The 26,222-nt window shown below is 35.4% G+C and carries 24 protein-coding genes; 11 read left to right on the forward strand and 13 right to left on the reverse strand.

Annotation, left to right across the window (positions count from 1 at the left end):
* Positions 1 to 24 precede the first annotated feature (24 nt).
* Together bfr and OPR49_RS01605 are read left to right on the forward strand one after the other, a co-directional pair.
* Positions 25 to 501 (forward strand): bacterioferritin, encoded by a 477-nt coding sequence (gene bfr / locus OPR49_RS01600; protein ID WP_265027257.1) that lies wholly within the window; start codon positions 25 to 27, stop codon positions 499 to 501.
* A gap of 1 nt (position 502) precedes the next feature.
* On the forward strand, positions 503 to 1,120 hold the full coding sequence (locus tag OPR49_RS01605; protein ID WP_182321165.1) for an SURF1 family protein: 618 nt from the start codon (positions 503 to 505) through the stop codon (positions 1,118 to 1,120).
* A gap of 30 nt (positions 1,121 to 1,150) precedes the next feature.
* On the opposite strand, the gene OPR49_RS01610 is transcribed toward OPR49_RS01605, so the two are convergent.
* Together OPR49_RS01610 and OPR49_RS01615 are read right to left on the reverse strand one after the other, a co-directional pair.
* Positions 1,151 to 2,869, reverse strand: a complete 1,719-nt coding sequence (locus OPR49_RS01610) for a monovalent cation:proton antiporter-2 (CPA2) family protein (RefSeq protein WP_182319809.1) — start codon at positions 2,867 to 2,869, stop codon at positions 1,151 to 1,153.
* Positions 2,870 to 2,874: 5 nt separating this feature from the next.
* Positions 2,875 to 3,447 (reverse strand): thioredoxin family protein, encoded by a 573-nt coding sequence (locus OPR49_RS01615; RefSeq protein ID WP_006279694.1) that lies wholly within the window; start codon positions 3,445 to 3,447, stop codon positions 2,875 to 2,877.
* A 108-nt stretch (positions 3,448 to 3,555) separates the two neighbouring features.
* Between OPR49_RS01615 and tmk the strand changes: the two genes are divergently transcribed.
* Entirely contained in the window at positions 3,556 to 4,146 is a 591-nt protein-coding gene (tmk, locus tag OPR49_RS01620) for a dTMP kinase (RefSeq protein WP_010081998.1), read from the forward strand.
* Positions 4,147 to 4,405: 259 nt separating this feature from the next.
* A complete protein-coding gene (locus tag OPR49_RS01625) occupies positions 4,406 to 5,374 on the forward strand; it encodes a transposase (protein ID WP_265026710.1) in 969 nt (322 codons plus the stop codon).
* Positions 5,375 to 6,004: 630 nt separating this feature from the next.
* Here the strand turns inward: OPR49_RS01625 and OPR49_RS01635 are convergent.
* Both OPR49_RS01635 and OPR49_RS01640 read right to left on the reverse strand, forming a co-directional pair.
* On the reverse strand, positions 6,005 to 6,760 hold the full coding sequence (locus OPR49_RS01635) for an SDR family oxidoreductase (protein ID WP_265027258.1): 756 nt from the start codon (positions 6,758 to 6,760) through the stop codon (positions 6,005 to 6,007).
* A complete protein-coding gene (locus tag OPR49_RS01640; protein WP_265027259.1) occupies positions 6,747 to 7,562 on the reverse strand; it encodes a YihY/virulence factor BrkB family protein in 816 nt (271 codons plus the stop codon). The genes OPR49_RS01635 and OPR49_RS01640 overlap by 14 nt, the downstream gene beginning before the upstream one ends.
* Before the next feature lie 135 nt (positions 7,563 to 7,697).
* On the opposite strand from OPR49_RS01640, the gene OPR49_RS01645 reads away from it, so the two are divergent.
* Positions 7,698 to 8,045, forward strand: a complete 348-nt coding sequence (locus OPR49_RS01645) for a TrbC/VirB2 family protein (RefSeq protein WP_265027260.1) — start codon at positions 7,698 to 7,700, stop codon at positions 8,043 to 8,045.
* Between the two features lie 87 nt (positions 8,046 to 8,132).
* Positions 8,133 to 8,468, forward strand: coding sequence for a TrbC/VirB2 family protein (locus OPR49_RS01650; protein ID WP_265027261.1), 336 nt, complete (start codon positions 8,133 to 8,135; stop codon positions 8,466 to 8,468).
* A 180-nt stretch (positions 8,469 to 8,648) separates the two neighbouring features.
* Here the strand turns inward: OPR49_RS01650 and OPR49_RS01655 are convergent, their stop codons facing one another.
* The 4 genes from OPR49_RS01655 to OPR49_RS01670 form a co-directional block, all read right to left on the reverse strand.
* On the reverse strand, positions 8,649 to 8,987 hold the full coding sequence (locus OPR49_RS01655) for a hypothetical protein (RefSeq protein WP_265027262.1): 339 nt from the start codon (positions 8,985 to 8,987) through the stop codon (positions 8,649 to 8,651).
* 371 nt (positions 8,988 to 9,358) lie between these two features.
* A complete protein-coding gene (gene recF / locus OPR49_RS01660) occupies positions 9,359 to 10,438 on the reverse strand; it encodes a DNA replication/repair protein RecF (protein ID WP_265027263.1) in 1,080 nt (359 codons plus the stop codon).
* Between the two features lie 16 nt (positions 10,439 to 10,454).
* Positions 10,455 to 10,922 (reverse strand): thioredoxin-dependent thiol peroxidase, encoded by a 468-nt coding sequence (gene bcp, locus OPR49_RS01665; RefSeq protein WP_265027264.1) that lies wholly within the window; start codon positions 10,920 to 10,922, stop codon positions 10,455 to 10,457.
* Between the two features lie 184 nt (positions 10,923 to 11,106).
* Positions 11,107 to 12,534, reverse strand: coding sequence for a sensor histidine kinase (locus tag OPR49_RS01670; protein WP_265027265.1), 1,428 nt, complete (start codon positions 12,532 to 12,534; stop codon positions 11,107 to 11,109).
* A gap of 65 nt (positions 12,535 to 12,599) precedes the next feature.
* Here OPR49_RS01670 and OPR49_RS01675 point away from each other — a divergent pair, with 65 nt between their 5' ends.
* From OPR49_RS01675 to OPR49_RS01690, 4 genes are all read left to right on the forward strand, one after another.
* Positions 12,600 to 13,775 (forward strand): aspartate aminotransferase family protein, encoded by a 1,176-nt coding sequence (locus OPR49_RS01675; RefSeq protein ID WP_265027266.1) that lies wholly within the window; start codon positions 12,600 to 12,602, stop codon positions 13,773 to 13,775.
* 14 nt (positions 13,776 to 13,789) lie between these two features.
* A complete protein-coding gene (rimM, locus tag OPR49_RS01680; protein WP_265027267.1) occupies positions 13,790 to 14,296 on the forward strand; it encodes a ribosome maturation factor RimM in 507 nt (168 codons plus the stop codon).
* 62 nt (positions 14,297 to 14,358) lie between these two features.
* Positions 14,359 to 14,925 (forward strand): elongation factor P, encoded by a 567-nt coding sequence (gene efp, locus OPR49_RS01685; RefSeq protein WP_265027268.1) that lies wholly within the window; start codon positions 14,359 to 14,361, stop codon positions 14,923 to 14,925.
* Between the two features lie 8 nt (positions 14,926 to 14,933).
* Positions 14,934 to 15,632 carry an inositol monophosphatase family protein gene (locus tag OPR49_RS01690; RefSeq protein WP_265027269.1) on the forward strand — a complete coding sequence of 233 codons (699 nt, stop codon included), beginning with the start codon at positions 14,934 to 14,936 and terminating at the stop codon, positions 15,630 to 15,632.
* On the opposite strand, the gene hemA is transcribed toward OPR49_RS01690, so the two are convergent.
* The 4 genes from hemA to ispH form a co-directional block, all read right to left on the reverse strand.
* Complete coding sequence (gene hemA, locus OPR49_RS01695; protein ID WP_265027495.1) at positions 15,624 to 16,826, reverse strand: 5-aminolevulinate synthase; 1,203 nt, start codon at positions 16,824 to 16,826, stop codon at positions 15,624 to 15,626. The genes OPR49_RS01690 and hemA overlap by 9 nt on opposite strands.
* Before the next feature lie 73 nt (positions 16,827 to 16,899).
* Positions 16,900 to 19,686 (reverse strand): ankyrin repeat domain-containing protein, encoded by a 2,787-nt coding sequence (locus OPR49_RS01700; protein WP_265027270.1) that lies wholly within the window; start codon positions 19,684 to 19,686, stop codon positions 16,900 to 16,902.
* A 37-nt stretch (positions 19,687 to 19,723) separates the two neighbouring features.
* Complete coding sequence (htpG, locus tag OPR49_RS01705; protein WP_265027271.1) at positions 19,724 to 21,628, reverse strand: molecular chaperone HtpG; 1,905 nt, start codon at positions 21,626 to 21,628, stop codon at positions 19,724 to 19,726.
* A 1,475-nt stretch (positions 21,629 to 23,103) separates the two neighbouring features.
* Positions 23,104 to 24,033, reverse strand: coding sequence for a 4-hydroxy-3-methylbut-2-enyl diphosphate reductase (gene ispH, locus OPR49_RS01710; protein ID WP_265027496.1), 930 nt, complete (start codon positions 24,031 to 24,033; stop codon positions 23,104 to 23,106).
* Between the two features lie 20 nt (positions 24,034 to 24,053).
* On the opposite strand from ispH, the gene OPR49_RS01715 reads away from it, so the two are divergent.
* On the forward strand, positions 24,054 to 25,898 hold the full coding sequence (locus tag OPR49_RS01715; RefSeq protein ID WP_265027272.1) for a peptidoglycan D,D-transpeptidase FtsI family protein: 1,845 nt from the start codon (positions 24,054 to 24,056) through the stop codon (positions 25,896 to 25,898).
* A 2-nt stretch (positions 25,899 to 25,900) separates the two neighbouring features.
* On the opposite strand, the gene OPR49_RS01720 is transcribed toward OPR49_RS01715, so the two are convergent.
* Positions 25,901 to 26,209, reverse strand: coding sequence for a hypothetical protein (locus tag OPR49_RS01720; RefSeq protein WP_265027273.1), 309 nt, complete (start codon positions 26,207 to 26,209; stop codon positions 25,901 to 25,903).
* Positions 26,210 to 26,222: the final 13 nt, after the last annotated feature.

Raw genomic sequence — 26,222 nt, forward strand, 5'->3', positions numbered from 1 at the left:
GATGAATTGAACTAAGGGAAGATTATGAATGAAGAGATAGTAAAACATTTGAACAAATTATTGACCAATGAGCTGACTTCTGTACGCCAGTATCTTTTGCATTTTGCGATTCTCAAAAACAATGGAATTAATAAACTTGCAGAAAAGGTAAAAAATGAGCTTAACGAAGAACTTGAACATGCAAACAAGTTGGCAGAAAGAATTTTGTTATTTAAAGGAGTCCCAAATTTTCAGGATACAAACGAAATATCAAAGTATGATGGAAAGTTTACAAAAGACACAATACGGAAAATCTTAGAAGCTAATTTGAAATTAGAGGGAAAAGGTATTAAGGATATCAAAGAAACGATTTCTATCGCTGAGAAAGAAAAGGATTTTGTTAGTGTAATGTTATTAGAAGAGATGTTAAAAAATGAAGAAGAGCACTTTCATTGGATTGAGAAACAGATCGATCTTATTGAACTAATGGGTGTTGAAAACTATTTAAGAACACAAATATAGAGTGTTAAAAAAGATAGTATTTATTTTAATTATACCTTGCTCACTTCTTTTTTTATTAGGGTTATGGCAAATATTCAGATTGAACTGGAAGAATAATATTATTAAAAGTATGAGTCTTCCAGTGGTTCATCTATTGCCCAATAACGACCTTGAAAAATTTAACTATAGGCATGTCAAGATTGATGGGATTCTAAGTGACATAGAACTATATGTTTTTGCAGGACAACACGGCTATCACGTGCTGTCTCCTATGTTGCTCACCACTGGACGTTACATGTTGGTGAATAAAGGAATAGTCAGAGAAAAAAAGGAGAAAAAAGTAAAAATTGAAAAAGTAGTTGCAGATGGAATTTTATATTGCGATAGCAATAAAAGTAAAAATTGGTTTATCAAGAACGATACTGCTTCGAATACATGGTTTACCCTGAGTACAGAAGAAATTTCCAATGAGTTAGGTATTAAGCTAGAGAAGTGTGTATTGTGGCCGAACAATTTTGGCAGCAAAGTAGCTATACAGCCAATGAAGCATTTGGAATATGCAATCACTTGGTTTGCACTTTCCTTAACTTGGTTGATTATGTGCGTAATTTACTATAGGCAAAACCTCAATAAAGCTTGAAGCTTTCTGTACATAAAATTAGAGAAGTAGTTATTCATCTTTATCACTACCAAGGTCTTTTAACATACTGTAATTGCCTTTTCTGAATCTACTTTTTAAAGACGTAACTCCACTTTCGCTAATACCACTAAGGCTCAGTGCAGCTCCACCTAGCTGCAATCCTATCTCAGATGTTTCAGGAATAATTTTACTAGCTCCTAGATCTCTATAAACCTCCACATTACTCAGATCTGGTAAGCGTATTACAATATTTACATGCGGAAAATTTGCTGCAACTAAAGAAACAACTTTTTTTATAGTAACTTCATTCTTTATTGAAATAACGAGAGCTTGAGCTCTTTCTATTCCTACCGATTTTAAAATTTCACATCTTGTAACATCTCCAAGATATATAGGAAAACTATCACTTTTTCCTTCTTTGACTATTTTCGATTGAATATCTACAACAACGTAACTTAAATGCTCTGCCGTAAGCATTTTTGTTACCATATATCCCACTCTACCAAATCCAGCAACTATCACATGGTTATAAAGATCTTGTGTATCTGTTTCAACAGCTTCATCATCTAATATTGTTTTCTCAGTGCTAAATGAGTTTGCTATCCAATCTCCAAGCCCCGATAAAAGAGGAGTGAAAGCCATGGTTACTGTAGTTACCATCATAAGTACTTGAGCAATTTCACTTGGTAGCACATTTAGCTCATCTGCTAAGCGAAATAAAATAAACGCAAATTCACCGCCTTGTGAAAGCAGTAACCCAGCTTGTATAGCAGGTGCGCTCTTAAACCCAAAAAATCTACACAATATATATATGATAGATGTTTTTAAAACGATAAGGATAATCGATAATAAAGTAATTAGTGGTAACTTATTGAGTAAAAGTTCGGTATTGATGGACATACCAACAGTCATGAAAAATAAGCCAAGAAACAAATCTTTAAATGGTAATACCGCGTGCTCCACTGAGTGTCTATATTCTGTTTCTGCAACTAACAATCCAGCAACAAATGCACCTAATGCCAATGATAAATGAAATTGCTCAGTAATAAACGCTGCTCCTAATACTATTAAAAGCGTTGTTGATATAAAGACCTCATTACTTTCCATTTTAGCAATAACCGAAAATAAAGGTCTAAGCAATAATCTACCAGTTATAAATATCAGCACTAACGCAATAGCTGCTTGCACTAATGAGCCTGCCAATGAGCTTATCAGGCTGTGCTCAGAATTGCCAGCAAGTAAAGGTACCAATACTATTAATGGTACCACTGCAAAATCTTGCATTAATAGCACTGCTATCGACAACCTACCGACCTGACTTGCTTGAGAACCTTTTTCTTGCAGAACCTGCAACACTATTGCTGTTGAGGATAGCGCGAGCCCACCACCAATAACTGTTGCTATATTCGTATTCACTCCGAAAGCAAGAGCGATGCACCATATTGCTACCATGGTAACTATAACTTGAAGAGAACCGAATCCAAATACATGAATACGCATAGCGATCAGGCGTTCAAATGTCAATTCAAGGCCTATAATGAATAATAGAAAAACTACACCAAATTCTGCAAGATTATCCATTGCTTCAGCTGAGTGTATCAGATTAAATCCGTGAGAACCAATAACTGCACCTGCAACGAAGTAACCAAGCACTGGACTAATATTCATTTTCCAAAATGCTATGACTATAAACACAGCAGCAGAAAGTAAAATTATAATATCAAACAAATGCTGAGAGCCACTGTGCATGATATTTAACCTGTAGAATTAGACCATTTAATTGAGCAGCCAATACTTGATTTTTGGTCAATTGGAGAATTACCAGTTTCTGCAATAAATTTCATAGCTTGAAATAAGTCACTACTTCCTACTTCATAGCTTTGAACCTTTTCTTTTTTTGTGTCGTTAAAACGTCCACGATAGCAAAGGTTTAAATTGGAATTAAAGCCGAAAAAGTCAGGAGTGCAAACAGCCCCGTATTCTTTAGCTATTTTCTGTGTACTATCAATTAAATATGGAAATGTAAACTTATTTTCCTTGGCAAAATTAATCATATTTTCAAAGGAATCTTCTGGATATTCATTTACATCATTTGGCATTATTGCAATGGTGTTTACCTGATAATCTTTTTTCAATTGATCAACATCGCTTACCAGATTGCTAATAATTGACTGAACGTAAGGACAGTGATTGCATATAAACATTATAATAAGACCATTTTTTCCACAACAGTCACTTAATGCATAATATTTATTGTCTACTCCCAAAAGATTAAAATCTTTTGCAGTAAAACTAAAATCGACTTTAGGAGTATTCAGAGCAACCATAGACTATTATTATACCACATGTAATTTACGGTCTTATTATTTAAATGTCAAACGGTTTCTATGTATACTGTTTGCATATTCTTTTTTAGTATTATAATTATAAAACTTATGTTCATAACTTTCGAAGGAATAGACGGCTCTGGTAAAACAACACAATCTAAGCTACTTGCAAATCATTTTAAGCAAATTCGCGGCGAAAATAATGTGGTATTGACTCGAGAACCAGGTGGCACTAACTTTGCAGAGAAGGTAAGAGGAGTATTGTTAACGAATAATATTGATTCTATTTCTGAACTCTTGCTACTTATCTCGATGAGGCGCGAACATATGAAAAAATTAATATTACCAGCTCTTGCAGAAGGAAAAATAGTGATTTGTGATCGGTTTATTGATTCAACTATTGCATATCAAGGATATGGGTTTGGAGTTGACTTAGGGCTAATAAGGGACTTACATAAGCTAGTGGAAATTAAATATCCAGATATTACATTCATTCTAGATATTGATGTTAAAGTTGGGTTAAATAGAGCAAAAGACAAGAATAAATATGAAGAAATGGATGTTAATTTTTACAATAAGGTCAGAAAAGGATTTCAGGAAATAGCCATAAAAGAGCCCGTTAGGTGCAGTGTTATCACTGGAATTGAAACAAAAAATGATAATCACGTACACAATGAAATTATTGATAAAATCACCTAGCTTGTGATAGAAAATTATCAATTTCAGGTAACATTATTTCATATGAATAACTTGTATCTTCAAGGAGTAGGGCATTGTAGCTAAAATGTCTTGCAGGGAAGGTGAAGCCGATAAATTACTTATGCCAAAAAGGCTGACAAAAAGATTTTGCTCCCTTCCCATATAGAGTTAAAAGACAGAACAGTATCTTTGGAATTATATCCCGTATCACAAGGTTAGTCTAACTCTCAACTTTATTTATAGTTTTGGAGGCTGGTTTATGCAAGCAAATGTTATTTTAGGTGTAGATATTGCTAAAAAAAAATTTGATGTTTGTTTATTGATAGGCAGTAAAGAGCGACATAAAGTTTTTCGCAATAACAAGGAAGGTTTTGAAAAGCTTGTAGCTTGGTGTAATAATCACGGAGCAGTCCTTATTCATCTCTGCCTAGAAGCGACTGGTTGTTACAGTGAAGATATAATTATTTTTATGTATGACCTTGGACATAATGTAAGTGTGGTAAACCCTGCTCAAATCAAGGCTTTTGGCAAAAGTGAGCTACTCAGAAACAAAACAGATAAGTCAGATGCTGCCATGATTGCTAGGTTTTGTATTGCTAATAAACCTAATCTTTGGAAACCTGCTCCTACTGAAATCAAGCGTTTAAGAGATCTCTATCGTTGTTTGCAAGCACTTAAAGACGACAAGTTACAACAGATGAATCGCTTGGAAAATAAAAATATGGATTACCGTTGTAAGCAAGCCATACTTGAAGTAGTTGCTACAATAGAAACAGAAATTTCTGCTATAGAAAAAGAGATTTGTGAGCATGTTAATAACCATTCACACCTAAAAAATATGATAGAAAACATCAAGACTGTAAAAGGTATAGGACATCTTACTGCTGTTGCTATCGTTGCAGAAATGCCATCTGTTGATAATTTTGATAATGCTAGACAATTTACAGCCTTTGCCGGTCTAAATCCTGAATATTACCAATCAGGTTCATCTGTCAGTAAAAAAAGTAGAATATGTAAAATAGGATCCGAGCGTATCCGCAAGGCTCTTTATATGCCAGCTATAGTAGTCAAAAACCGTAATCCTCACTTTCAAAAATTTTGCCAGCGTTTAGCAAATAAAAGAAAATGTTCAATGGTTATAATTGTTGCGTTAATGAGAAAACTAATGCATATATTTTTTGGTATTCTTAAAAAGAATCAACCATTCAATGGTGATTTGGTAAAATAATGTTAACAGTTATACTCAACACTTTTGAGCACTTAGTATAGAGCACCATGCCTAAAGTGTTGGTACTATAGTAGATTACATTGTATCATTTTACTTTGACTTTAAACAAAACTGCCTGGTGAATAGCTAGTGTAACTGTGTATAAGTACGCCTACACAAACTCAAAGTACTTATACACAGTTACATTGATGTATAGAAGGCTAAATTAAGTTTTTTGTTGTTTTTTATCTTTTTTAGCTAAATAATTTATTGACAGTAAAGACAGTATCTTTTAGGCTTGACGCATAACTGTACGAACATTGCAATTTGCGTGGCAGATTCCAGTGCTTGACACACAGCTGTACAAACATTCATTTTTGAAGGTAAATTGCACAGCAAATGATGTCATTCAAGTAGCTGACACTGGTTCCTTTATGACGGCAGTGCCCAGAGGTGTCATCCCAGTACCCAGACACTGGGATCCAGAAAACTTAACTTTAAATAAGTGGCTGCATAATAAAGACTAGATTCCAGACTGGAATGACACCATAGAGGCACTGGGATGACATCCTTCCTAGTGGAGATTACTCTCAAATCACAATGTTCATACAGTTGTGGGCTTAACGGTATCTTTGCAGATACTATGGTAATTTATTCGGGAGATTTGCTGAGCGGTAAGATTTTTCCTGATATGCTGCAGTTTTCAGAAGCTAATTCCACGAATTTATCTGTTAGTTTATCGGGTGACACTAATTCAGATCCAGGAAACGCCCGCTCACTACCCACAGGTCCTTCTGGATATACAGCATTTGCACATAATTTTGTATGTTTTGTCTCAGATGCATATATCTGCACCATTATTTCCAGTGCAGCTTTACTTGCAGCATACGGCATCCAATATGGATAAGAGGAAGGAGAAAGTGTCACCTCTGAGGTCATGAATATCGCTCTTCCAGCATTAGACTTTTTTAGCATTGGATCTAAGTTTTTTAGTAAGTACCAATTGGCAGTAAAATTTGTATTCATTACGTTCTGTAGCTCTTCAATCTCACAGTCGTGAATAGGGTTCAATTTGCCTAAAATTCCAGTGCACGCAACTAATATATCAAGTGCTCCAGATTCTGATAATTTCAGACTTTCTATCATGTTTGTTAGTATCTTTACATTCTCAAGGTCTAAAAGGTCAAGCTGAATTAGTTTCACAGAGCCTTCTTTAAATTCTTCAAGCTCTTCAATTTCATTATATAGTGGCTTGAGATTATCAAGAGATCTTGAAATCAGAATCACACATGCACCTTCTCTTATAAACCTTTTTGCAACAGCAGAGCCTATTTCACCTGAAGCTCCGGTGATTAAAGCTACTTTACCTTCTAACTTACTCATTTCTTTCTCCTTAGCGAGATTCATTGAAATATTTTAGCTGAAAATTAAATTTTGCTCCATATATAAAAATCAAACTTAGCATATAAAAAAATAGTAATGACACTACCATACCACCTAAACTTCCATATATCAAATTCAGTTGATCAAAGGAAGCTTTTAAGTATTGCTTGAAAGCTGAAGCGGAAATCGTCCAAAGAATAACAGCCACACAAGCTCCAGGAAATACGTCTGATAAGTTTTGTTTTATGTTTGGCAACATAAAATATAGCCAAGAGACTACTGTGAAAAGTACAAATTCAATGAGGAGATATTTAGTATAACTAATCCCCTGATAGGAAAAATCAATTAGCATTGGTACTAATGTAGAAAACACTATAGTTAGAGTTATAATAAGCGTGATCACTAAAAATTGTAGTATACTTAACAACCTTCTTAATATATAAGGTGGCGAAACCGGAACTTTATAGGCCTTATTGAGTATTGTTCTAAGCCCTTCAATTGTCGATGAAGCGGTCCAAACAGCACCTACAATTGCTAAAGTTAGTAAGCTTTGCGGCGGGCCTGATATTATCTCTCTGATACGCGGCATCAAAGATGCCAAAATATCCTGTGGCATGTTATCAATGATAAATACCCAGCCAATGTTATACTGGTCTAAGAAATTTGCGAATGTTGACGCCACAGCCATTAAAACAATAAGAAAAGGGAATATCGATAACAGGATTAAAAATGATAGATACCCTGCATGCTCCACTCCATCATTATGAATTGTGTCAATCAAAGCACGATAAAGGCAATAAACGATGCTGTAAAATTTCTGTAGCACTGTAATATAAACGAACCAAGAAAAGTATTCTAAATGAAATAAAGGATACTTTTAAGCAAAAAATCCTCACCATTTACTTAAACTTAATCAATGTGATAGATAATCAAATATGAAACAGAAATTATAGGAGGCGTAATGAAGAAATTTCTTCTACTTGTGGCTTTAATTCTTTCCTTTGCGTTTGATGCGCGTGCTGATCTAGATGCAACATCAGCAGTGATATGCAAAATAATGGGTTATACTCACGGTATAGGTGGGCCGATGATCACAATAGTGATAATAGGTGCAGCTTTACTTGCAATATTTGGCAGAATGCCGTGGCCAGCACTTTTTGCACTCGGTGCATTTACTGCTGTGTTTTTTGGTGCTCCTGCCGTCGTTTCAAAAATAGCACCAGGCACAGCAAGTAGGTGCGAGACATGTACGGGTACTAAAACATTGCAAGAGGACCCTGTAGGATCAGGGAAGTATAAGTGTAAATAAAAGCATCGAGTAAATGATGCTTCTTGTATCGTTTACTTAAATTTAACTAGAGTGAAGTAACATAAAATAAAAATAATTGGAGGCGTAATGAAAAATTTTCTTCTACTTGTGGCATTAATTCTCTCCTTTGCATTTGATGCAAATGCTGATGAAACATCAGGAGTAATATGTAAAATAGTGAAATATACTCATGGTTTAGGTGGACCGATGATTACGATAGTGATAATAGGTGCAGCATTGCTTGCAATATTCGGTAGAATGCCGTGGCCAGCACTTTTTGCACTTGGTGCATTTACTGCTGTGTTTTTTGGCGCTCCTGCAGTTGTAAAAGCAATAACAGGAAAAGATACGACTTGCACCCCAACAGGATGTGCTTCTAATGGGGGAACTTGGGATGCAACTAAGAACGAATGTAGCGTTTAATGAACCTTTACTAAAACTTTTGTTACATCTTCACTTAAAAGTGGTAAGTTTTACCACTTTCAGTGTCTATGAATACCTAATAAATTCTCTTTCTGTAATCATATCAGTTAAAGTCTGGATCCCAGCGTCACGCGCTGGAATGACAGGGTGAAGCGTCATCCAAGTAGCCTTCTCTTCTTGTCATCCAAGTAGCCTTCTCTTCTTGTCATCCCAGTGCCCTCCTCTTGTCATCCCAGTGCCTTGACTACTTGGATCCAGGAAAAAGAATGATGTCATGCAAGCCCCTATGATGTCATTCCAGTGCTCCTTTCTCGTCATCCCAGCGCCCAGACACTGGGATTCAGGAAACTTAACTCTACACCAAGTAAATGTACAATAAGAACTAGATTCCAGCGTCATGCGCTGGAATGACGTCATAGGGGCTCGGATGACAAAAAAAGGAGCACTGGAATGACACCTTCCTGCCCAGTTCATGTTGCTATAAACATTAAGAAATTTACTGAGCGAAAAAAAAGGCAAAGAAACCCTAGGGTGGCTAGTATTCAAATTCTCCCTTGTCTATTTGACGTCTTTTACTGTCTTAAACGCTTTATAAGCGCGTTTCAGCTTATATAGGTAGAAACCTAGAAGTTTTATAAAGACATGAGGTGCACATAGTGCAAAAATTAAGCATGATTTACGCCAAATACATTAAGTTTTTTGTCATTAATCCACTGCAGAGATTGCGAAGATAAATAAATAGCTTCAGTTTCATGATAAGGGGACTGGCGAAGTTTGTAAAGTAACTTTTGCACTTAATTTAAAGTAAAAAAAACAGAAATGTTTTGGTTTGAGGTTTAATTGCCGGAATTTACAATTGGGAGTTGCCTGTATGAGCTTTGAAAGAGGTACTATTCATTTGATAATTCAAAAAACTTGAAAGAATAAAGATAGCTATTGAAATTATCTTGATTTACATCAGTTATCCAAGTTTGACATTGAATACTTAACACTTCCTCCATTAACGCCTTTCTGTAATGTTTATCCAGATGAGACATTATATCATCAAGTAGAAGAAGTGGTGCCTTATTGTAATGAATACACCTTGCTTTTACACTGGATAAAATAATAGAAAGCAGTAATAACTTTTGTTCTCCAGTGGAGCACAGATTTATTGGTACGTTTCTTTTTTGACAAAAAACCCGAAAATTATCGTTATGCACACCAAAGGTTACTCTACCAGTCAATGAGTCTTTTTCTCTGTTTTCCTTTAGGCGATTCTGAAAATATTCTGCAGTATCGTTCAAAGTTAGTTGGCTGCTGAATTTCAAACTTGCCTTCGGAAAAAGCTCACTGGAATGGTTATCAATTGTGTCTTGTAATATTTTTAAAACAGACGATCGCATACGTAAAATACTAACTGCATTAACAGCTATTATGTTTTCAAGACTAGAGAGCCAATTTTCGTCCAAGGTGTTCTCTCTCAACAGTTTACTTCGCTCATGTTTAGTTTTTCTATATTTCATGTAGCAGCAAGTGTAATTTTCTTCAAACAGTGAAACTATACGGTCTAAAAACTTTAATCTGTCACTTGGAGAATTAAGAAGAACATAGTCCATTTGTGGAATCAGCCATATTACATTGGATATCTTATACAGAGATGAATAACTTGATTGCGTTTTTCCATCAATTTGTATTAGTTTCTTATCAAAACTCTTTGCGATACCAATTGAATTAAAATCCGTTCCATTAAAAAAATCATAGTGCACTGCCCAATCTTCATTACTGAATCTATTTTGTATCTCACTGGCTTTTGCTTTTTTCATTCCATTGCTTTTAGCAAGCAACGAGATTGCTTCAAGTATATTAGTTTTACCAATACCATTTTTGCCAGTTATTACAACTGAGCTATCATCTGAATCCAGTTCAAAGTTTGAGTGGCTACGAAAATTATGTAATTTCAGCTTTTTTATGTAGCAATGGGTAGCCATTAACCTATTCTTTAGTTTATATTCTCTTTACTTCTTCCAGAACCTCATCAACATGTCCACTAACTTTTACATTTTTCCAGATCTTCACTATTTTACCTTTTTTATCTATTAAAAAAGTAGTGCGTTCTATTCCCATATACTTTTTGCCAAACATACTTTTCTCTACCCAAACACCATATTTTCCCAACATTTCAGCATTCTCATCAGAAACTAAAGAAAACGGCAGAGAGTATTTTGCTTTGAAGTTAGTGTGGCACTTAACACTATCTTTTGATACACCAATTATCACTGTGTCAAGGGAAGAAAAATCATCTATTTTATCTCTAAAGTCTTTTGCTTCCATCGTACAACCCGGAGTGTCGTCTTTAGGATAAAAATAAAGAACTACGTTTTTTTTATCAAAAAATTCATTCAATGATAAATTTGCACCAGAATCTGTTGGTAAGCTAAAATCAGGTGCATTATTTCCTACTGCTAAATCCATACCTTGCTCCATTAATAACGCTTCTATCTATAGTAGTATATTGTAATCAGAGTATCAAATTTTATATATAGCTAACACAGATAAGATTCTTGATAGGGGGCTTATTGATAACTGCCTTCTCGGCTTGCCGCTTTTGATAAAGTGTGGTTTTCGTCTGATGCAAGGCCATATCAAATAGATCCTATTAAAAATCAATCGAATCTTCACATGTTTGTTCTTCATAAAAGAAGTTCAATGTTATCGTAGTACCAAGTTTCGCTTCACTTTTAATGTCAAAAGTTCCACCCATTAACTCTACTAATTTCTTGCTTAGCGGTAATCCGATGCCTGTACCTTCGTTTCTATATCCCGAATCTGCTTGGCCAAAAACAGACATAACTTTATATATATCCTGCTGCATTATCCCTATTCCATTGTCATGAAACTCAATAGTTAATAAGTTTTTTTCTATATTTTCTTTTATCACCATTCTTATTAAACCATCTTTGGGAGTAAACTTGATTGAGTTTGATAATAAATTTATTATAACTTGTTTCATTCTCTTGGGATCTGCAATGACTAATAATTGTTTATTAGTCATCTCTTTTTTTAAATTAATCCCGGCTTCTTTTAATTTAGGTAATAGCATATTTACGCATGAATCTATTATTTTGTTCAGGTTAAACTTCACTTTTTCTACTGTTAAACTACTTGATTCAGCTTTAGAAAAATCGAGCATATCGTTAATTAAAGCAAGTAAATGCGTCCCTGCATTATATATATCGTCTGCATACTCCTTGTATTGAGAGTTATCCATTGAACCTAAAGTTTCATTTTTGATCAACTCTGCAAATCCAATAATAGCATTAAGAGGTGTGCGTAACTCATGTGTAACGCTTGCAAAAAACTTTAGCTTGTTTGCATTTTCTTGCTCTAATGTCTCTTTTATCTGCTGTAATTCAATGTTAGTTTTATGTTGCTTGGCTAGCATTTGGGTATTAGAAAAGTGCAAATAGAACATTATTAATATTAAGATTATTAATAATAGGCCCAAAAATGTTAAAAACAGGCCATATGCTATAACATAAGAATTATTGTAGTTTCGAAGAATCTTCAAAAAAAACGACGGTTTAACGCTATTTTCATGGAATATAGGGAAAATAGAAGTTGATGTATTTCCTGTAGTATAAAATATTTCTTGGTTACTTAATAGTTTATCAATTTCATCGTTTGTAAGTAACTGTTCATAATCATAATCTTGAGTGTTAAAATTACTGAATATTATTCTGCCGTTTTGATCATACAGTATTAAGCTGAAATCCTTTACTTTGCTCACTGATTGTAATAATTCAGCACGTAGTTTTACTAGTTGGTTTATGTAGTCAAAATTTTTGTATTTAATGTGATGCTTTTCTATTAGTAAATAATGGTATTTTTTTATTATGCCATTTTCCAGTACGCTTTTTAAGTTTACACTTGAATCACGGTAAGAAGAAAGGAAATTACTCTTTAGTAAATGATTACAATATATCACACTGAATAAAATCATAAAGATCGATGAGAGTAATACAATAACTTTTGTGTATTTGTTTTTCTTCAACGCAGAAAACATCAATTTACCTAGCTTATACATATCCTTCTTATTGTGAAACAACGGTTTTTATGTTATTAATAATAAAATTTAGCATATAATATTTTATGACAATTTCTCCTATTTTGCCAGTTTATTCTCCTGTTAATATAAATTTTTCTTATGGCAAAGGTATCTACCTATATGATGTTGATGGTGAGCGCTACGTAGATTTTCACTCCGGAATAGCCGTTAGTAGCTTAGGTCACACTAATTCGCGATTAATTAGTGCTCTTAAATTGCAAGGAGAAAAATTATGGCATATATCAAATACCTATAATATACCTGCTGCCAATAATTTTGCAGAAAAATTAATAAACAACAGTTTCGCTGACACTGTATTTTTCTCAAATTCTGGATCAGAGGCAGTAGAATGTGGGCTTAAGATTGCTAGGATCTATCAAAATGGAAAAGGCAATAAAAATCGTCACAGAATTTTAACATTTCATGGTGCATTTCATGGAAGAACCTTTTTAACTTGTGCTACAAACGATAAACAGAAATTTTCTGAATTACTAAATCCCTACATTGATTGGTGTGATAACATCGAGCCCAATATTGAGAGCGTAAAGAAAGCAATTTCAAGTGGTATAGGCGTTATATTAATAGAACCAATACAAGGGCAAGGTGGTATCAAAGTAATGAATGAAGTCTTTATGAAAGAACTAAGAAGGCTGTGTGATGAAAATGACATATTGTTATTTTTTGATTGCGTACAATGCGGTGCTGGTAGGACAGGAAAATTATTCGCATACGAACATATAGGAGTGGAACCTGATATATGTGCTCTTGCAAAGGGAATAGGCGGCGGGTTTCCGCTAGGGGCTTGTCTTGCGACTGAAAATGCTGCTAAATATATGGCGGTCGGTATGCACGGTTCCACTTTTGGTGGCAATCCGCTTGCAACCTCAGTAGGTAATGCTGTGCTCGAAGAATTGCTCAGCCCCGGCTTTTTGAAAAATGTTGAAATTAGAGGTAAATACTTAAAAAATAAACTAGAAAACTTAGCAAGTAAATTTTCAATAATAGAAGAAGTGAGAGGGAAAGGGTTAATGCTTGGAATAAAGGTGAAAGCAAACAATAAAAAGTTCGCAGAAGAATTAAGTCACCGCGGCTTGCTGACTGTTGGGGTAACATCAGATAACGTTGTGAGAATTTTACCTCCACTCATTATCACTGAAAAAGAGATTGATGAAGGCATCGAGATTTTGACTCAATATTTATCTGAGAAATCTTCTGATTAGATACTTGCATTAATATGAACGACAATCTGGTATGCTTAGGAATTATTACCTCTCCTCACGGAATTAAAGGAGCTGTTAAAGTAAAAACCTTTACTGAAAAGCCTGAAAATATCTCCTTATATGGTGAGCTAATCAGTGGTGATGAGAATTATAAAATAGACTCAGTATCCGTCATAGGTGATAATTTAGTAATAGCTACAATAAGCGGAGTAAATTCCCGTAATGAAGCAGAGCTTTTAAGGAATAAGAAGCTATATATAGAAAGAAGCAAGTTACCAGAGCTAAATGATGAGGATGAATTTTACCAAAGTGACCTTGTAGATATGGAAGTAAGGCTGAAAAGTAATGAATTATATGGCTATGTAAAATCTGTGTATAATTTCGGCTCAGGGGATATATTAGAAATTTTAGTTATCAGCACAAAAAAACGCATTATGCTATCTTTCACTAAAGAGATATTTTCACATATAAATATAAAGGGGAGGTGTATAGTATTAAATATGCCAGAATTTATTGACTAATAAAGACTTTGATATTTATATAAAGCTATTTATAATTGTAAGATCAAAATGAAAATGTAATTATGGCAGAAAGAGCTAACGATATCAGACCAGGTCAGGTGTTGGAACATAACGGCAGATTATTTTTGGTTGTAGGTATTATGCATACTCAACCTGGTAAAGGTGGTGCATACATACAAGCTGAAATGAAAAATATCAAGACCGGAGCAAAACACTATGAAAGATTTCGTTCTGATGCAACAATCAGAAGGGCAATTTTAGATGAAGAGGAATATGTTTACCTTTTCACTGAAGGAAACATTGTAAATCTTATGCATCCAAGTAATTACGAGCAAATCACTATAAATTTGGACTTATTGGGAGAAAAAAAAATTTATTTACAGGATAACATGAAAATTAAAGTTGTAGCTTATCAAGACAAAATAATTTCTGCGCATGTGCCTGATTATGTTACACTTGCTGTGAAAGAAACAGAGTCTGTTATTAAAGGACAAACTGCTACTGCTTCTTATAAGCCTGCAATTTTGGAAAACGGAATGCGCGTTAACGTGCCTCAGTTTATAAAAGAAGAGGATAAAATTGTAGTATATACTCCAGGTGACAGCTATTATGAAAGAGTGAAAGAGTAAAAAGAAGAATGTCCATCTCACCACCACGAATTAATGTGATGCTTGATTCTGTGCGTAAGGCTTCCAGGCAGCTTATGCGCGATTTTAATGAATTGCAAATTTCTAATGTTAAATCAGCAGACTTTATTAATAAAACTTATTCAAAATCCAAGCAAACCATATACGATTGCTTGCACGATTACAAACAAGACTATGGTTTTATTTTTGAAGATGATACTGACCAAGAAGTAAAAGATGACACTTATACCTGGTTTATTATGCCTATAGAGGGCAGGGAGAATTTTTCTAGTTGCATGGTTTATTTTGCAGTATCAGTCTGTCTCATTCATAAAAATAAAGTTGTGGCAGCTGTAATTGATGCTCCGGCTCTTAGAGAAACTTTTTGGGCAGAAGAAAAGAAAGGTGCTTTTCTTGAGGATTTTAGATCTCGTCATATAAAAATGCGGGTGAAAAGCCGTGAAGGGGGTCTAATAGATGTAAGTGGTAATTTGTTAAATAAATTGCTGCCTGGCAATAGTAATGTACGCTCCATCGGTTCAACAATTTTAGGCTTTGCATACCTTGCAGCAGGAAGGCACAGAGGAACAGTTTACTCTGGAGTTAACAAATATAAAGCCTTGCTCGGTAGACTTTTTCTGCAAGAAAGCGGTGGAAGGCTAACAGAAGACAACGGATTGATTATTGCTGGCGATATTAAACTAGGATAAACAGTCTACAGAGATAGACAACTTTTCGAAAACTTTTACAAGAGATTCTGTTAAATGTTCTATCATTTCATCGGTATGATAAGGTGTAGGGGTAATACGGAAACGCTCAGTTCCTCTTGGCACCGTTGGATAATTTATATGTTGAACGTATATTCCATACTCATCAAATAATAATTTTGATGCTTTTTTGGATAACTCTGGGTCGCCAATTATTATTGGAATTATATGAGTTTCTGTTGGAATGAAGTTAATTCCTGCATTTCTCAGTGAGTTTTTTACTTTTTCAACGACTTGCTTTTGCTTTTCCCTTTCAATGTTGCTCGATTTTAGGTGCTCAACGCTTGCCTTTGCTGCCGCTGCTAAAACAGGCGACATAGCAGTGGTAAAAATAAATCCTGGAGCGGAACTTCTTATTACATCTACCAAGCTCTTTGAAGACGCTATATACCCACCCATCACTCCAAAAGCCTTCGATAGTGTACCTTGAATAACGGTTATTCTATCCATCAGGCCTTCTCTTTCTGCAATTCCGCCACCACGTGAACCATACATGCCAACTGCGTGCACCTCGTCCAAATAGGTGATTGCATTATGTTGATCTGCAAGATCGCATATCGCTTCAAGCGGCGCTATATCGCCATCCATTGAATATACGGATTCAAGTGCTATTATCTTTGGTGTTTTTGTGTCTACGGACTTTAACAACTGCTCTAAGTGATCAACATCATTATGTCTAAATATATGTTTTGGTCTTTTTCCTGATTTTATGCCTTCTATCATTGAAGAATGGTTCTTCTCGTCTGAAAAAATTACTACATTTGGGATAATAGACGATAAAGTGCTAAGTGTTGTCTGGTTAGCGAGATAGCCGCAAGCAAAAGTTAAAGCAGCCTCTTTTTTATGCAAACAAGCTAAGGATTTTTCAAGTTCGACAACCTCTTTTGTTGTACCAGATATATTTCTTGTTCCTCCAGCACCAACAGATGAATTTTGAATAGCAGCAATAACACTCTCATTCTGTGACATTCCCAAATAGTTATTACTGCACCAAACAATTACTTCCCTATTTCTTTCGTAGTCCATAATGTGGGGGAGCCTACCTGGCAATGACGCAAAGTGCGTAAATTCACGGTAGCGCCCCTCCTCTTTTATATCTTTGATTTTATTTAAGAATATTTCTTCGTAGTTTACCAAGTTTTTATTCACTAATAATTAACATAATTATAATAAATTATTAAATGGTAAACTACAATATTTATTCTTCAACTTACTGTTGTTCAACAAGCTTTCCGTTAGCTACAGGTTCAACATTACTACCCTCAAGTGAACTTGAAGGTCTGTTACGGCAATATATGATTACAGCAGCAACTAAACAACAAACTCCAACACCTGCTATTATTCCTGTTGTCAGCAAGCTAACACTAAAAGCAAAATATGCAGCCGGTGCAGCAGCCCCTGCAAGTATTCCAGCTACTGCGAACGTCCATGTAGCTACGGTAGGCCACTTACTCTTTTGCGTATTTTGTGTTGCAGTAATACTTCCATTTCCTGGATTATTAGGCAGCTTGCCATTGGTTTTAGTATCATTCACCTGCTCAGATTTGTTGTTAGCTACTGAAGGTATTAGTGTTGGCTTCAGTGCCGGTGTTGGTTGTGGTGTTGGCGCCGGCGTAGGTATTGGAATTGGATTCGGTTCTTGCTGCCTGGTGGTAGTTTGAGTACCATCTTCTTGTCCAGGGATTTCGTTAGTTGATGTAGGTACTGGATCTCCTAGAGGACTATTGCCATCATCACTTGAAAAATCTATTAAATCTTTTTCTAGTGCATCATCTTGGTGCTCTTTAGACATGATTTTATCATGCTCACCATCACTCACAAGACTACGTGCTTCTTCAGGCGTAGTTACTGCTGCATTAGCAGAGGCTTCTGTACCTTCAACATCACCACTCGCAGAACTATGTGGTGAAAGTGGTGGTGAACCTTGTTGATCACCTTTACTTTCAGACTCTACCGGTTGAACAGGAGTTTGTTTATCCTCACCATCAATTGATAACACGGTAGCACTTTTACTTTGAAGAACAAGAGCGTCCTGTGTACTTAAACTTTCAATATCATCCGTTTGTTCTGGAACTGGAGTCTCAGAAACTTCTTGTTGCTCTTGAGTATTAGAAGGCTGTGCCTTAAGTTTTGCACTTTCTTCTGGTACATGTTCAGCAGGTTGAGCATGAGCTTGTTTTTTCTCATCATCAATATTAACAGGAGCTTCGTGACTACTTGTAGTAGCGCTAAGAAGGAATGATTTAGTTCCTGAAGCTACCATGTCTAAAAATGTCTTACCAGATTTATCTTTAATTTCCTCATTAGCTCCCTCTTTAAAAAGCAACCTTACTATTTCATCCTTATTGGAAGCAGCAGCAGCATAATGTAGAGCTGTTTTGCCATCGCTATCTTGAATATCAATATTAGCACCACTTTCAACAAGCAACATTACCATTTTATTAACATTCTGAATGTCACCATAAGAGGAAACGGCATAATGTAAAGCTGTTTTGTCATCCCTATCTTGAATATTAACATCAGCACCATTTTTAATAAGTGAGTTTACTAAATCATAATCGTCTTTTTCTACAGCATAGTGCAAAAGTTTTATAGCAGGATCTCTACTCTCAGTATCTTTAAATTTATCTAGTATCGCTTCCACGCATTCCTGATTGCCAATTGACGACGCCCTTTTAAGCTTTTCATATATACCACGCCAAGATAGAATAGAATCTAGTTCTTTTTCTAAATGCTCTAACAAAAATTCAATATAGCATCCCTTACCAGCACCAATGAGTAACCTATCTAAGTCTTCATCACTTTGCTGGAATAACACATCTTTATGCTTTTCTGCATATCTTTTTGTAAACATATCACTAGCTGCAATGGCTAGAAGTACAAGTCCTTTTACCGTACCATTCTCTCCTTTATACATTTTTTCTATGAGCACTTCACGCACGCGCTCATGATCTGTTTGTGCCGTCAAATTAAGTTGCTGTGAGCAAAAAGCCTTCAGATGTTTAAGATCAGGGTTAATAGGTATGTAATCTTTCTCTTTCTTTATATCACCCATAACTTCATCCAAATCCGTATAATCACCATTTTTTGCTTTATTTAGAATATTTAATATTCTATCAAAAGTGAAATTTTTAGGAATGATATCAAATGAATTATCAACATCTGAATCCACCTCTGCTGGCGAACCTGCAACAACTGCATTATCGGCACCTTTAAAATACTTATTGATATCATCTAGTAAATTTTCTCTACCAGTTTTTAACTGCTCAGGAATGGTAAGTGTTACTGTACCGTTTTCATACTCTACCTTACCATCCTGAGATTTAAGCGTGAACTCTAAAATAGCATCAAGCCTGCATATCTCTATATTTGTATCCTGTTGCTTAACAGGCATATTTGGACAATACTGAATATTTAGGGAATCTTGGCTATTACATATAATACTTATCTTTCTATCGTTAGCGTCAGGCAATTGTAGGGTATGCTCAAGAAATATAGGAAAGAGCTGCATGAGCAAAGAGCCGTCATACCCTGCTTGATTACAATTTATGATTAATTCTTCCATAATGGGATCAACAGGAACCTGTGCATTAGCATGTTTAAACATTTCTGTGAAAACATGCTTTGCAAACAGACGTTTATCATTCTCCTGATTGTATTTATCATACAACCCTTTAATGAAACTATTACCTATAGCTTGACCATTGATTACAAGAAAATCCATCCTATGTAAGTCTTTATAAGCTTGCTTACCAGAATTTGCATCGGCATCATTTTTGTCTGCCCTTACTTGACTGAGCAAAGATTGTGTTAGCTGAAATTTTGATCTAGTCGCTCTGTTAGTATTTTGTTCTTCTTCAGCATCTGAACCATGACCTGAATCTCCAAAATCTTGTTTTTCAGAACCATGCCAACTTTTGATTAATCTTTTCGAACTTGATTGATCTTGCAAAGCTGCATCCTCTGATACAAAGCTTCTAAAATTGGAACCAAACATGTTTTACCCCTAATTAATAGCTAAGCTAAGTATAGCATTAAACAGAAATCTTGCCAAGCAAATTATTCAATCTCTTAGCAAACAGACTTACATCATCCATCTCTTCACCTTCCACGATGCAAGCTTGGTAAAATAATAAATGAATCATGTCTTCCAATGTTGGGTTTTCACCACTTTCAGCATAAGATTTCATTATACTCTTTATTACAGGATGTTTAGTATTAATTTCCAGCACCTTTGGCGTGCAGTAGTTTAGCTGCTTTTGTTCACGCAAAAAACGTTCCATGCGAAGATCCATAGCACCTTCATCAACCGCTAGGCATACGGCACTATCAGTCAATTTTTTGGAAATTTTTACGCTTTTTACTGAATCTCCGAGCACTGTGGTAAAATATTGCAATATAAGATCCGTATTTTCCTCAGTTTTTTCTCCATTCGATTTATTTTCTTCATCTGTCTTATCTTCTTCTGAAGAGAATTTTTCCAAATCAACATCTGTGCGGGTTACAGACTTGATTTTCTGATCTTTGTATTCATGAATTACACTAGTCCAGAAATCATCAACTGGATCAACAAATAGGAGCACTTCTAGTCCTTTACTGACGAATCCTTCAAGTTGTGGACTGTTTTTCACTGAATCCAAGCTATTTCCAGTGAGATAATAGATATGCTCCTGCTCAGGCTTCATTCTGCTTATATAGTCATCAATGCTGACTAATTTCTCATCACCAGTGTTATGAAATCTGCAAATTGAGAGCAGCGCCTCTCTCTCATCAGTTGGCATAGCTTCACAAAGACCCTCTTTTAATACTGCACCAAAATTGGTCCAGAATTTTGTGTACTCTTCCAAATTCTCTTTTGCCTTTTTACCGAGCTCTGATATCGCGCGTTTAGTGAGGGATTTCCTAATTTGCTCAACAACGCGATTATTCTGCAGCGTTTCTCTGCTGATATTAAGAGGCAAGTCCGGTGAATCAACCACGCCTTTCAGAAAACGCAAGTATTGTGGTATAATCTGTACGTTATCTTCAGTGATAAATACTTTATTTACATATAACTTCACAGAGCAACGTCTATCTGGATGAAATAAATCAAAAGGTTTTATAGAAGGAACATAAAGCAAATTCGTATATTCTATTGCACCTTCATTTTTATTATGCAATATCATCCAGGGCTCCCCGCCAACGTGGGCAACACTGCGGAAAAAATCGTTGTGCTCCTCTTGAGTAACGTCATTTTTTGGCTTAGTCCAAATTGCAGCCTTACTGTTTAACTTTTCACTTTTTCCTTCTTCGTCTATAAATTCAACAGGAAAATTTATGTGATCAGAGTAAGTAGTGACAATATTTTCAACACGAAATTTATCTAAAAACTCGTTTTCTTCAGGATGCATAATGAGCGTAATTTTGGTTCCGCGAGGGACTTGATTATCTGACTTGCTGATTGAATATTCCCCATCTCCTTTGGATTTCCAGACCCAAGACTCCTCTTCTCCAGCTTTTCTCGATTCTACTATTACTTCTGATGCAACCATAAAGCTTGAGTAAAAACCAACACCAAACTTCCCAATCAGCTCCACAGTTTGGCTTGAATCCTTGCTATTCTTAATCGCATCCAAGAACTTTTGCGTACCAGAGCTTGCAATTGTACCAAGATTGTCTATTAAATCCTGTCTATTCATTCCAATGCCATTATCAGTGATATATAGCTCGTTCTTATCTTTATTGGAGCTGATAGTGATTTTTAATTCGTCACTCAAATCTAGCAAATTAGGGTTTAGTTGAGATTCATAGCGCAACTTATCACATGCATCTGATGCATTTGATATTAATTCACGCAGAAAAATGTCTTTATTGGTGTAAAGTGAATGAATCACTATATTCAGTACTTTCCCTACCTCAGCGTCAAATTTTAAATTTTCAGTTTCTTGTACATTATGCATTTTGAGCTCCATTATTTGCCTACTACCCTAATAATTTAAGTATTGAATCACGATCTTTCAAGGTCACGTACACCAAAATTAATGTGGGTGTAGTTATTATGACACCCAATTTATGGGATCTCTTGCATAACAAACTTTTGGCAGCGCATTGGATGAAACGAAAAACTTCCTTGACACCCTTCGCCAGCCCCCTTATCATGAAACTGAAGCTATTTATTTATCTTCGCAATCTCTGCAGTGGATTAATGACAAAAAAACTTAATGTATTTGGCGTAAATCATGCTTAATTTTTTGCACTATGTGCACCTCATGTCTTTATCAAATTTCTAGCTACACAAGCTGAAATACGCTATTTAAAACATCAAAAAACGCCAACTTAAAAAATGGATAGTGAATAATTAGCTACCCTAGGGTTTCTTTGCCTTTTTTTCTGTTTAGTAAATTTCTTAACGTTTATAATTTAGATTAGTTGCGGCTTAAAAGCGGCTGAGTCACGGTTATTAAGCGTTTAGAATAAAAAAACGCCATACTTGAAAGTATAATGTAAGTAACTAGCCAACCATCGGGCTTTTTTTGCCTTTTTTTTCGTTTGGTAAATTTTTTAATACTTAGATTAGTTGCAATTTAAGAGACCAGAAATGGTCTGTGCTTGGCACTGGAATAACCTCCTCCTTTGTTATCCCAGTGCCCAGACACTGGGATCCAGGAAACTTAATTGCAAGTAATGCATTGGATTTGGTGAGTATGGGTTTTATGTTATAGAATGAAACACTTTTGGTGAATTTGTAAAGAAAACTGGATCCCAGTGTTTGGGCACTGGGATGACACCATTCTTTTTCCTGGATTCCAGACTGGAATGACACCATTTGTTGTGTTTAACAAAGTTCGTACTTAGCTTCATATTAGCCGTAAATATTTAAGAAATTTACCAAACGAAAAAAAAGGCAAAAGAAGCCCTGGTCATTGTCTATTTTCTGTATTGGCGTTTTTTTAAGTCTTAAACGCTGCAATTTAGCTGCTTTTAAGTGCAACTAACCTTAGCTTAAATGTTTAAGAAATTTACTAAGCAGAAAAAAAGGCAAAAGAAACCCCGTGGTAATTAGTGTTCACTCTCTAATCCTGCAAATTGGCGTACTATACTGTCTTAAACGACTTATAAGCGCGTTTCAGCTTATATAGGTAAAAACCCAGAAATGTTGTGAAGACATAAGGTGCACATAGTGCAAAAAATTAAAAATAAGACGCCAACTACGTTGTTTTCTTGCTGTTTAATCTGCACAGATGTAGATAACTGAATACCTTCAGTACAATGATAAGGGGGCTGGCGAAGCTTGTAAAGTAATTTTTTCGTTTCTATTCCCAATAAAAGTTTGTTATATGGTTATGCAAGAGGTCTAATGAATCGCGGTGTGACGTCTTAGCTATAGATGCTGATTTGTGTGATTTCAAGAGAAGCTTAGTAGATAAGTTGTGTTTTAAACCAGATTTGGTATTTTAAACTGAACATTTTCAGTAATATCACCTGGCATAACTGAAATTTTTACACTCAGGTTTACTTTTAGGTAGTCTATTAATTCATCAACTAATATGTCAGGAGCGGAAGCACCTGCGGTGATTCCTATCTTTTCTACGCCCTGAAACCAGCTTTTATTCACACAGCTGTAATTATCAATCAAGTAGGCTCTTTTTCCTCTGGCAGTGCACAGATCTAATAAGCGGTTTGAATTTGAGCTATTTTTACTTCCTACAACTAATATCATGTCTACAATTTCAGCTAGCTTTTTAACAGCATTTTGTCTGTTTTGCGTTGCATAGCATATGTCCTTTAAATCTGGACCTGTTATGCCTGGAAACCTTAATTTCAAGGCAGCAATAATGTCACGGGTATCGTCGATGCTTAACGTAGTTTGTGTAACATAAGACAAATTATCTGGATCTTTAACCTTTAAATCATATACATCCTGCAAAGTTTGCACTAAAGTGATAGGATTGTTTACTCTTCCCCTAATTCCCTTAACTTCTGGATGGTTTTCATGCCCAATGAGAATTAATTCTTTACCACTGTTTTCATACCTTTTTGCTTCTTTATGCACTTTGCTGACTAAAGGACATGTTGCATCAATCACTTGAATACCCTTTCTTTTTGCCTCATCTTCTATATTTTTTGATACTCCGTGCGCGCTGAAGATCAGTATTCCTTCATTATCTTCAATTTCCTCGATACTGCTTACAAAAACCACTCCTTGTTTCTTAAAGTCCTCTACTATATATTTATTGTGAACAATTTCGTGTAGCACATAAACTTGGCGCTCGTTTTTGTATTTTTCTAAAGTAATAGCTAATATGTCCACAGCCCTTTTTACCCCGGCACAAAAACCTCGTGGTTCAGCTAAGATGATTTCCATTTTTGTCAAATCAAGTAAATATGCAAGCATTACTTAAAAATAAGCTCCGCTCACTGTATTTTATAGTACCACTATTTATATTTTATATAATAATTATTTTTCGCATATTCTCTTTCACATTTGATCAACTTACTACTTCAGAAAATTTTAGAAAAGATAATATAGTACATAAACAACCCGATATTTTAGATAGAAATGGAGTGGTAATAGCAACAAATGTGCCCACAACATCACTATATATAGATGCAACCAAAGTAAAGAATCCGGAAAGTATAGCAACACAACTGTGTTCTACTTTGCATGACCTCGAATACAAGAACTTATATAGAGTACTTACTTCAGAAAAGAAATTTGCTTGGATAAAGCGGCACTTAACTCCAAAAGAACTGTTAGCAATAAAAAACGCCGGCGTGCCAGGAATAAACTTCTATAACGATGTAAAACGTATATATCCTCACAGTAATTTATTTTCACACGTGCTTGGTTACACTGACATAGATGGCAACGGTATTGCAGGAGTTGAGGCATATATAAGTAAAAACAAACAACATTCTGTTATCCAAGTACCTGATATACAGTTGTATGAATGTTGCAACTTGAAAGCAATTCCTGCACAGCAATTCCCCACACAACAGATGGTGTCATCCCAGTGCGTGACACTGGGATCCAGATATAAAAATACTGACAAATTACGTGATGAACAACGGATTCCAGAAACATATGTCAAAAACAATGTTTGTGATGAAATTGCGCATAAAACTGGATTCCAGTGTCAGTGCACTGGAATGACACCAGACCAAGCTTCTGCACAATCTTCTGTCATCCGACAGGGATGGTCACGCTCTGCTGATCAATATGTTCAACTATCCTTAGATACACGAGTGCAAAGCATAGTGCATGAAGAGCTAACTAAAGCTGTAAGCAGATATCAGGCACTTGGCGGAGTAGGAATTGTTTTAAATGTGAGAAATAGTGAAGTCATCTCGATGGTCAGCCTACCTGATTTTAATCCCAACTTACAGAATAAGACAGAAGACGTACAAAAGTTTAATCGCGCCAGTCTTGGGGTATATGAGATGGGGTCGGTATTAAAATACTTTACAATAGCCGCAGCGCTTGATGCGAACGCTACAAAAACTAGCGATTTATATGACGTATCAACACCAATCACCATTGGAAAGTATAAAATTCAGGATTTTCATAAATCTAAAATTCCAAAAATTACTGTGCAAGATATATTTGTAAAATCATCCAACATTGGTGCAGCAAAAATTGCAGTCAAACTAGGTATTGAAAAACAGGTAGAATACTTTAAAGCTATGAAGCTATTTTCTCCTTTGAAAATAGAAATACCAGAAAAATCCACACCGATAATCCCGGATAAATGGAGTGAAAACACTTTAATAACAGCATCTTATGGTTATGGCATAGCTGTAACTCCTATACATCTTGCACAAACTGCAGCAGCATTAATCAACAATGGGATATTTCATAACGCAACCTTGATGTTGAATAAAAGAAGTATAGGAGAGCAAATTATCTCAAGAAAAACCTCCAGGGAAATGAGAAAATTATTACGCGCAGCAGTAACAGATGGCACTGGCAGAAAAGCAAAAATAAAGGCATATTCAATAGGGGGAAAGACTGGATCGGCGGAAAAAGTTGTAGATGGTAAATATAGCAAAGATGCAAACATAGCGTCATTTATAGGAGTGCTAACTATGCTTGACCCAAGGTATATAGTGCTAATTGCTATTGATGAACCTCAAGGGATACACCATACCGGGGGAATAATTGCTGCGCCTATAGTAAAGAACATTATAAATAGAATAGCACCTATACTAAATGTTACACCTGAGATGTAAAATTATGATTGCTTTACTATAACTTCAAATCTATCATTACCAAAACCCTTATTAATATACCAAGAACCATCATCTTTAGTTACAAATTCAAGACCTTTAAGATTTCTTTTTATTGTCTTTCCATTTTGACCATCGATAGCGATATTAATATCGAATGTAATAACGTCTAGATTTATCATAGCTTCTTTCCCGCTGCACGAATTTAGACTGAACTTGCCTAACATGACATCATTAAAACTTACTTCCCCTGCATAGACATCACACTGACCGTCCACACAACACGTAGTTTCAATATAGAAAAGGTCTGACATATAAAACACCTTG

This window comes from Wolbachia endosymbiont (group A) of Bombylius major, from assembly GCF_947251895.1.
Classification (GTDB): Bacteria; Pseudomonadota; Alphaproteobacteria; order Rickettsiales; family Anaplasmataceae; genus Wolbachia; species Wolbachia pipientis.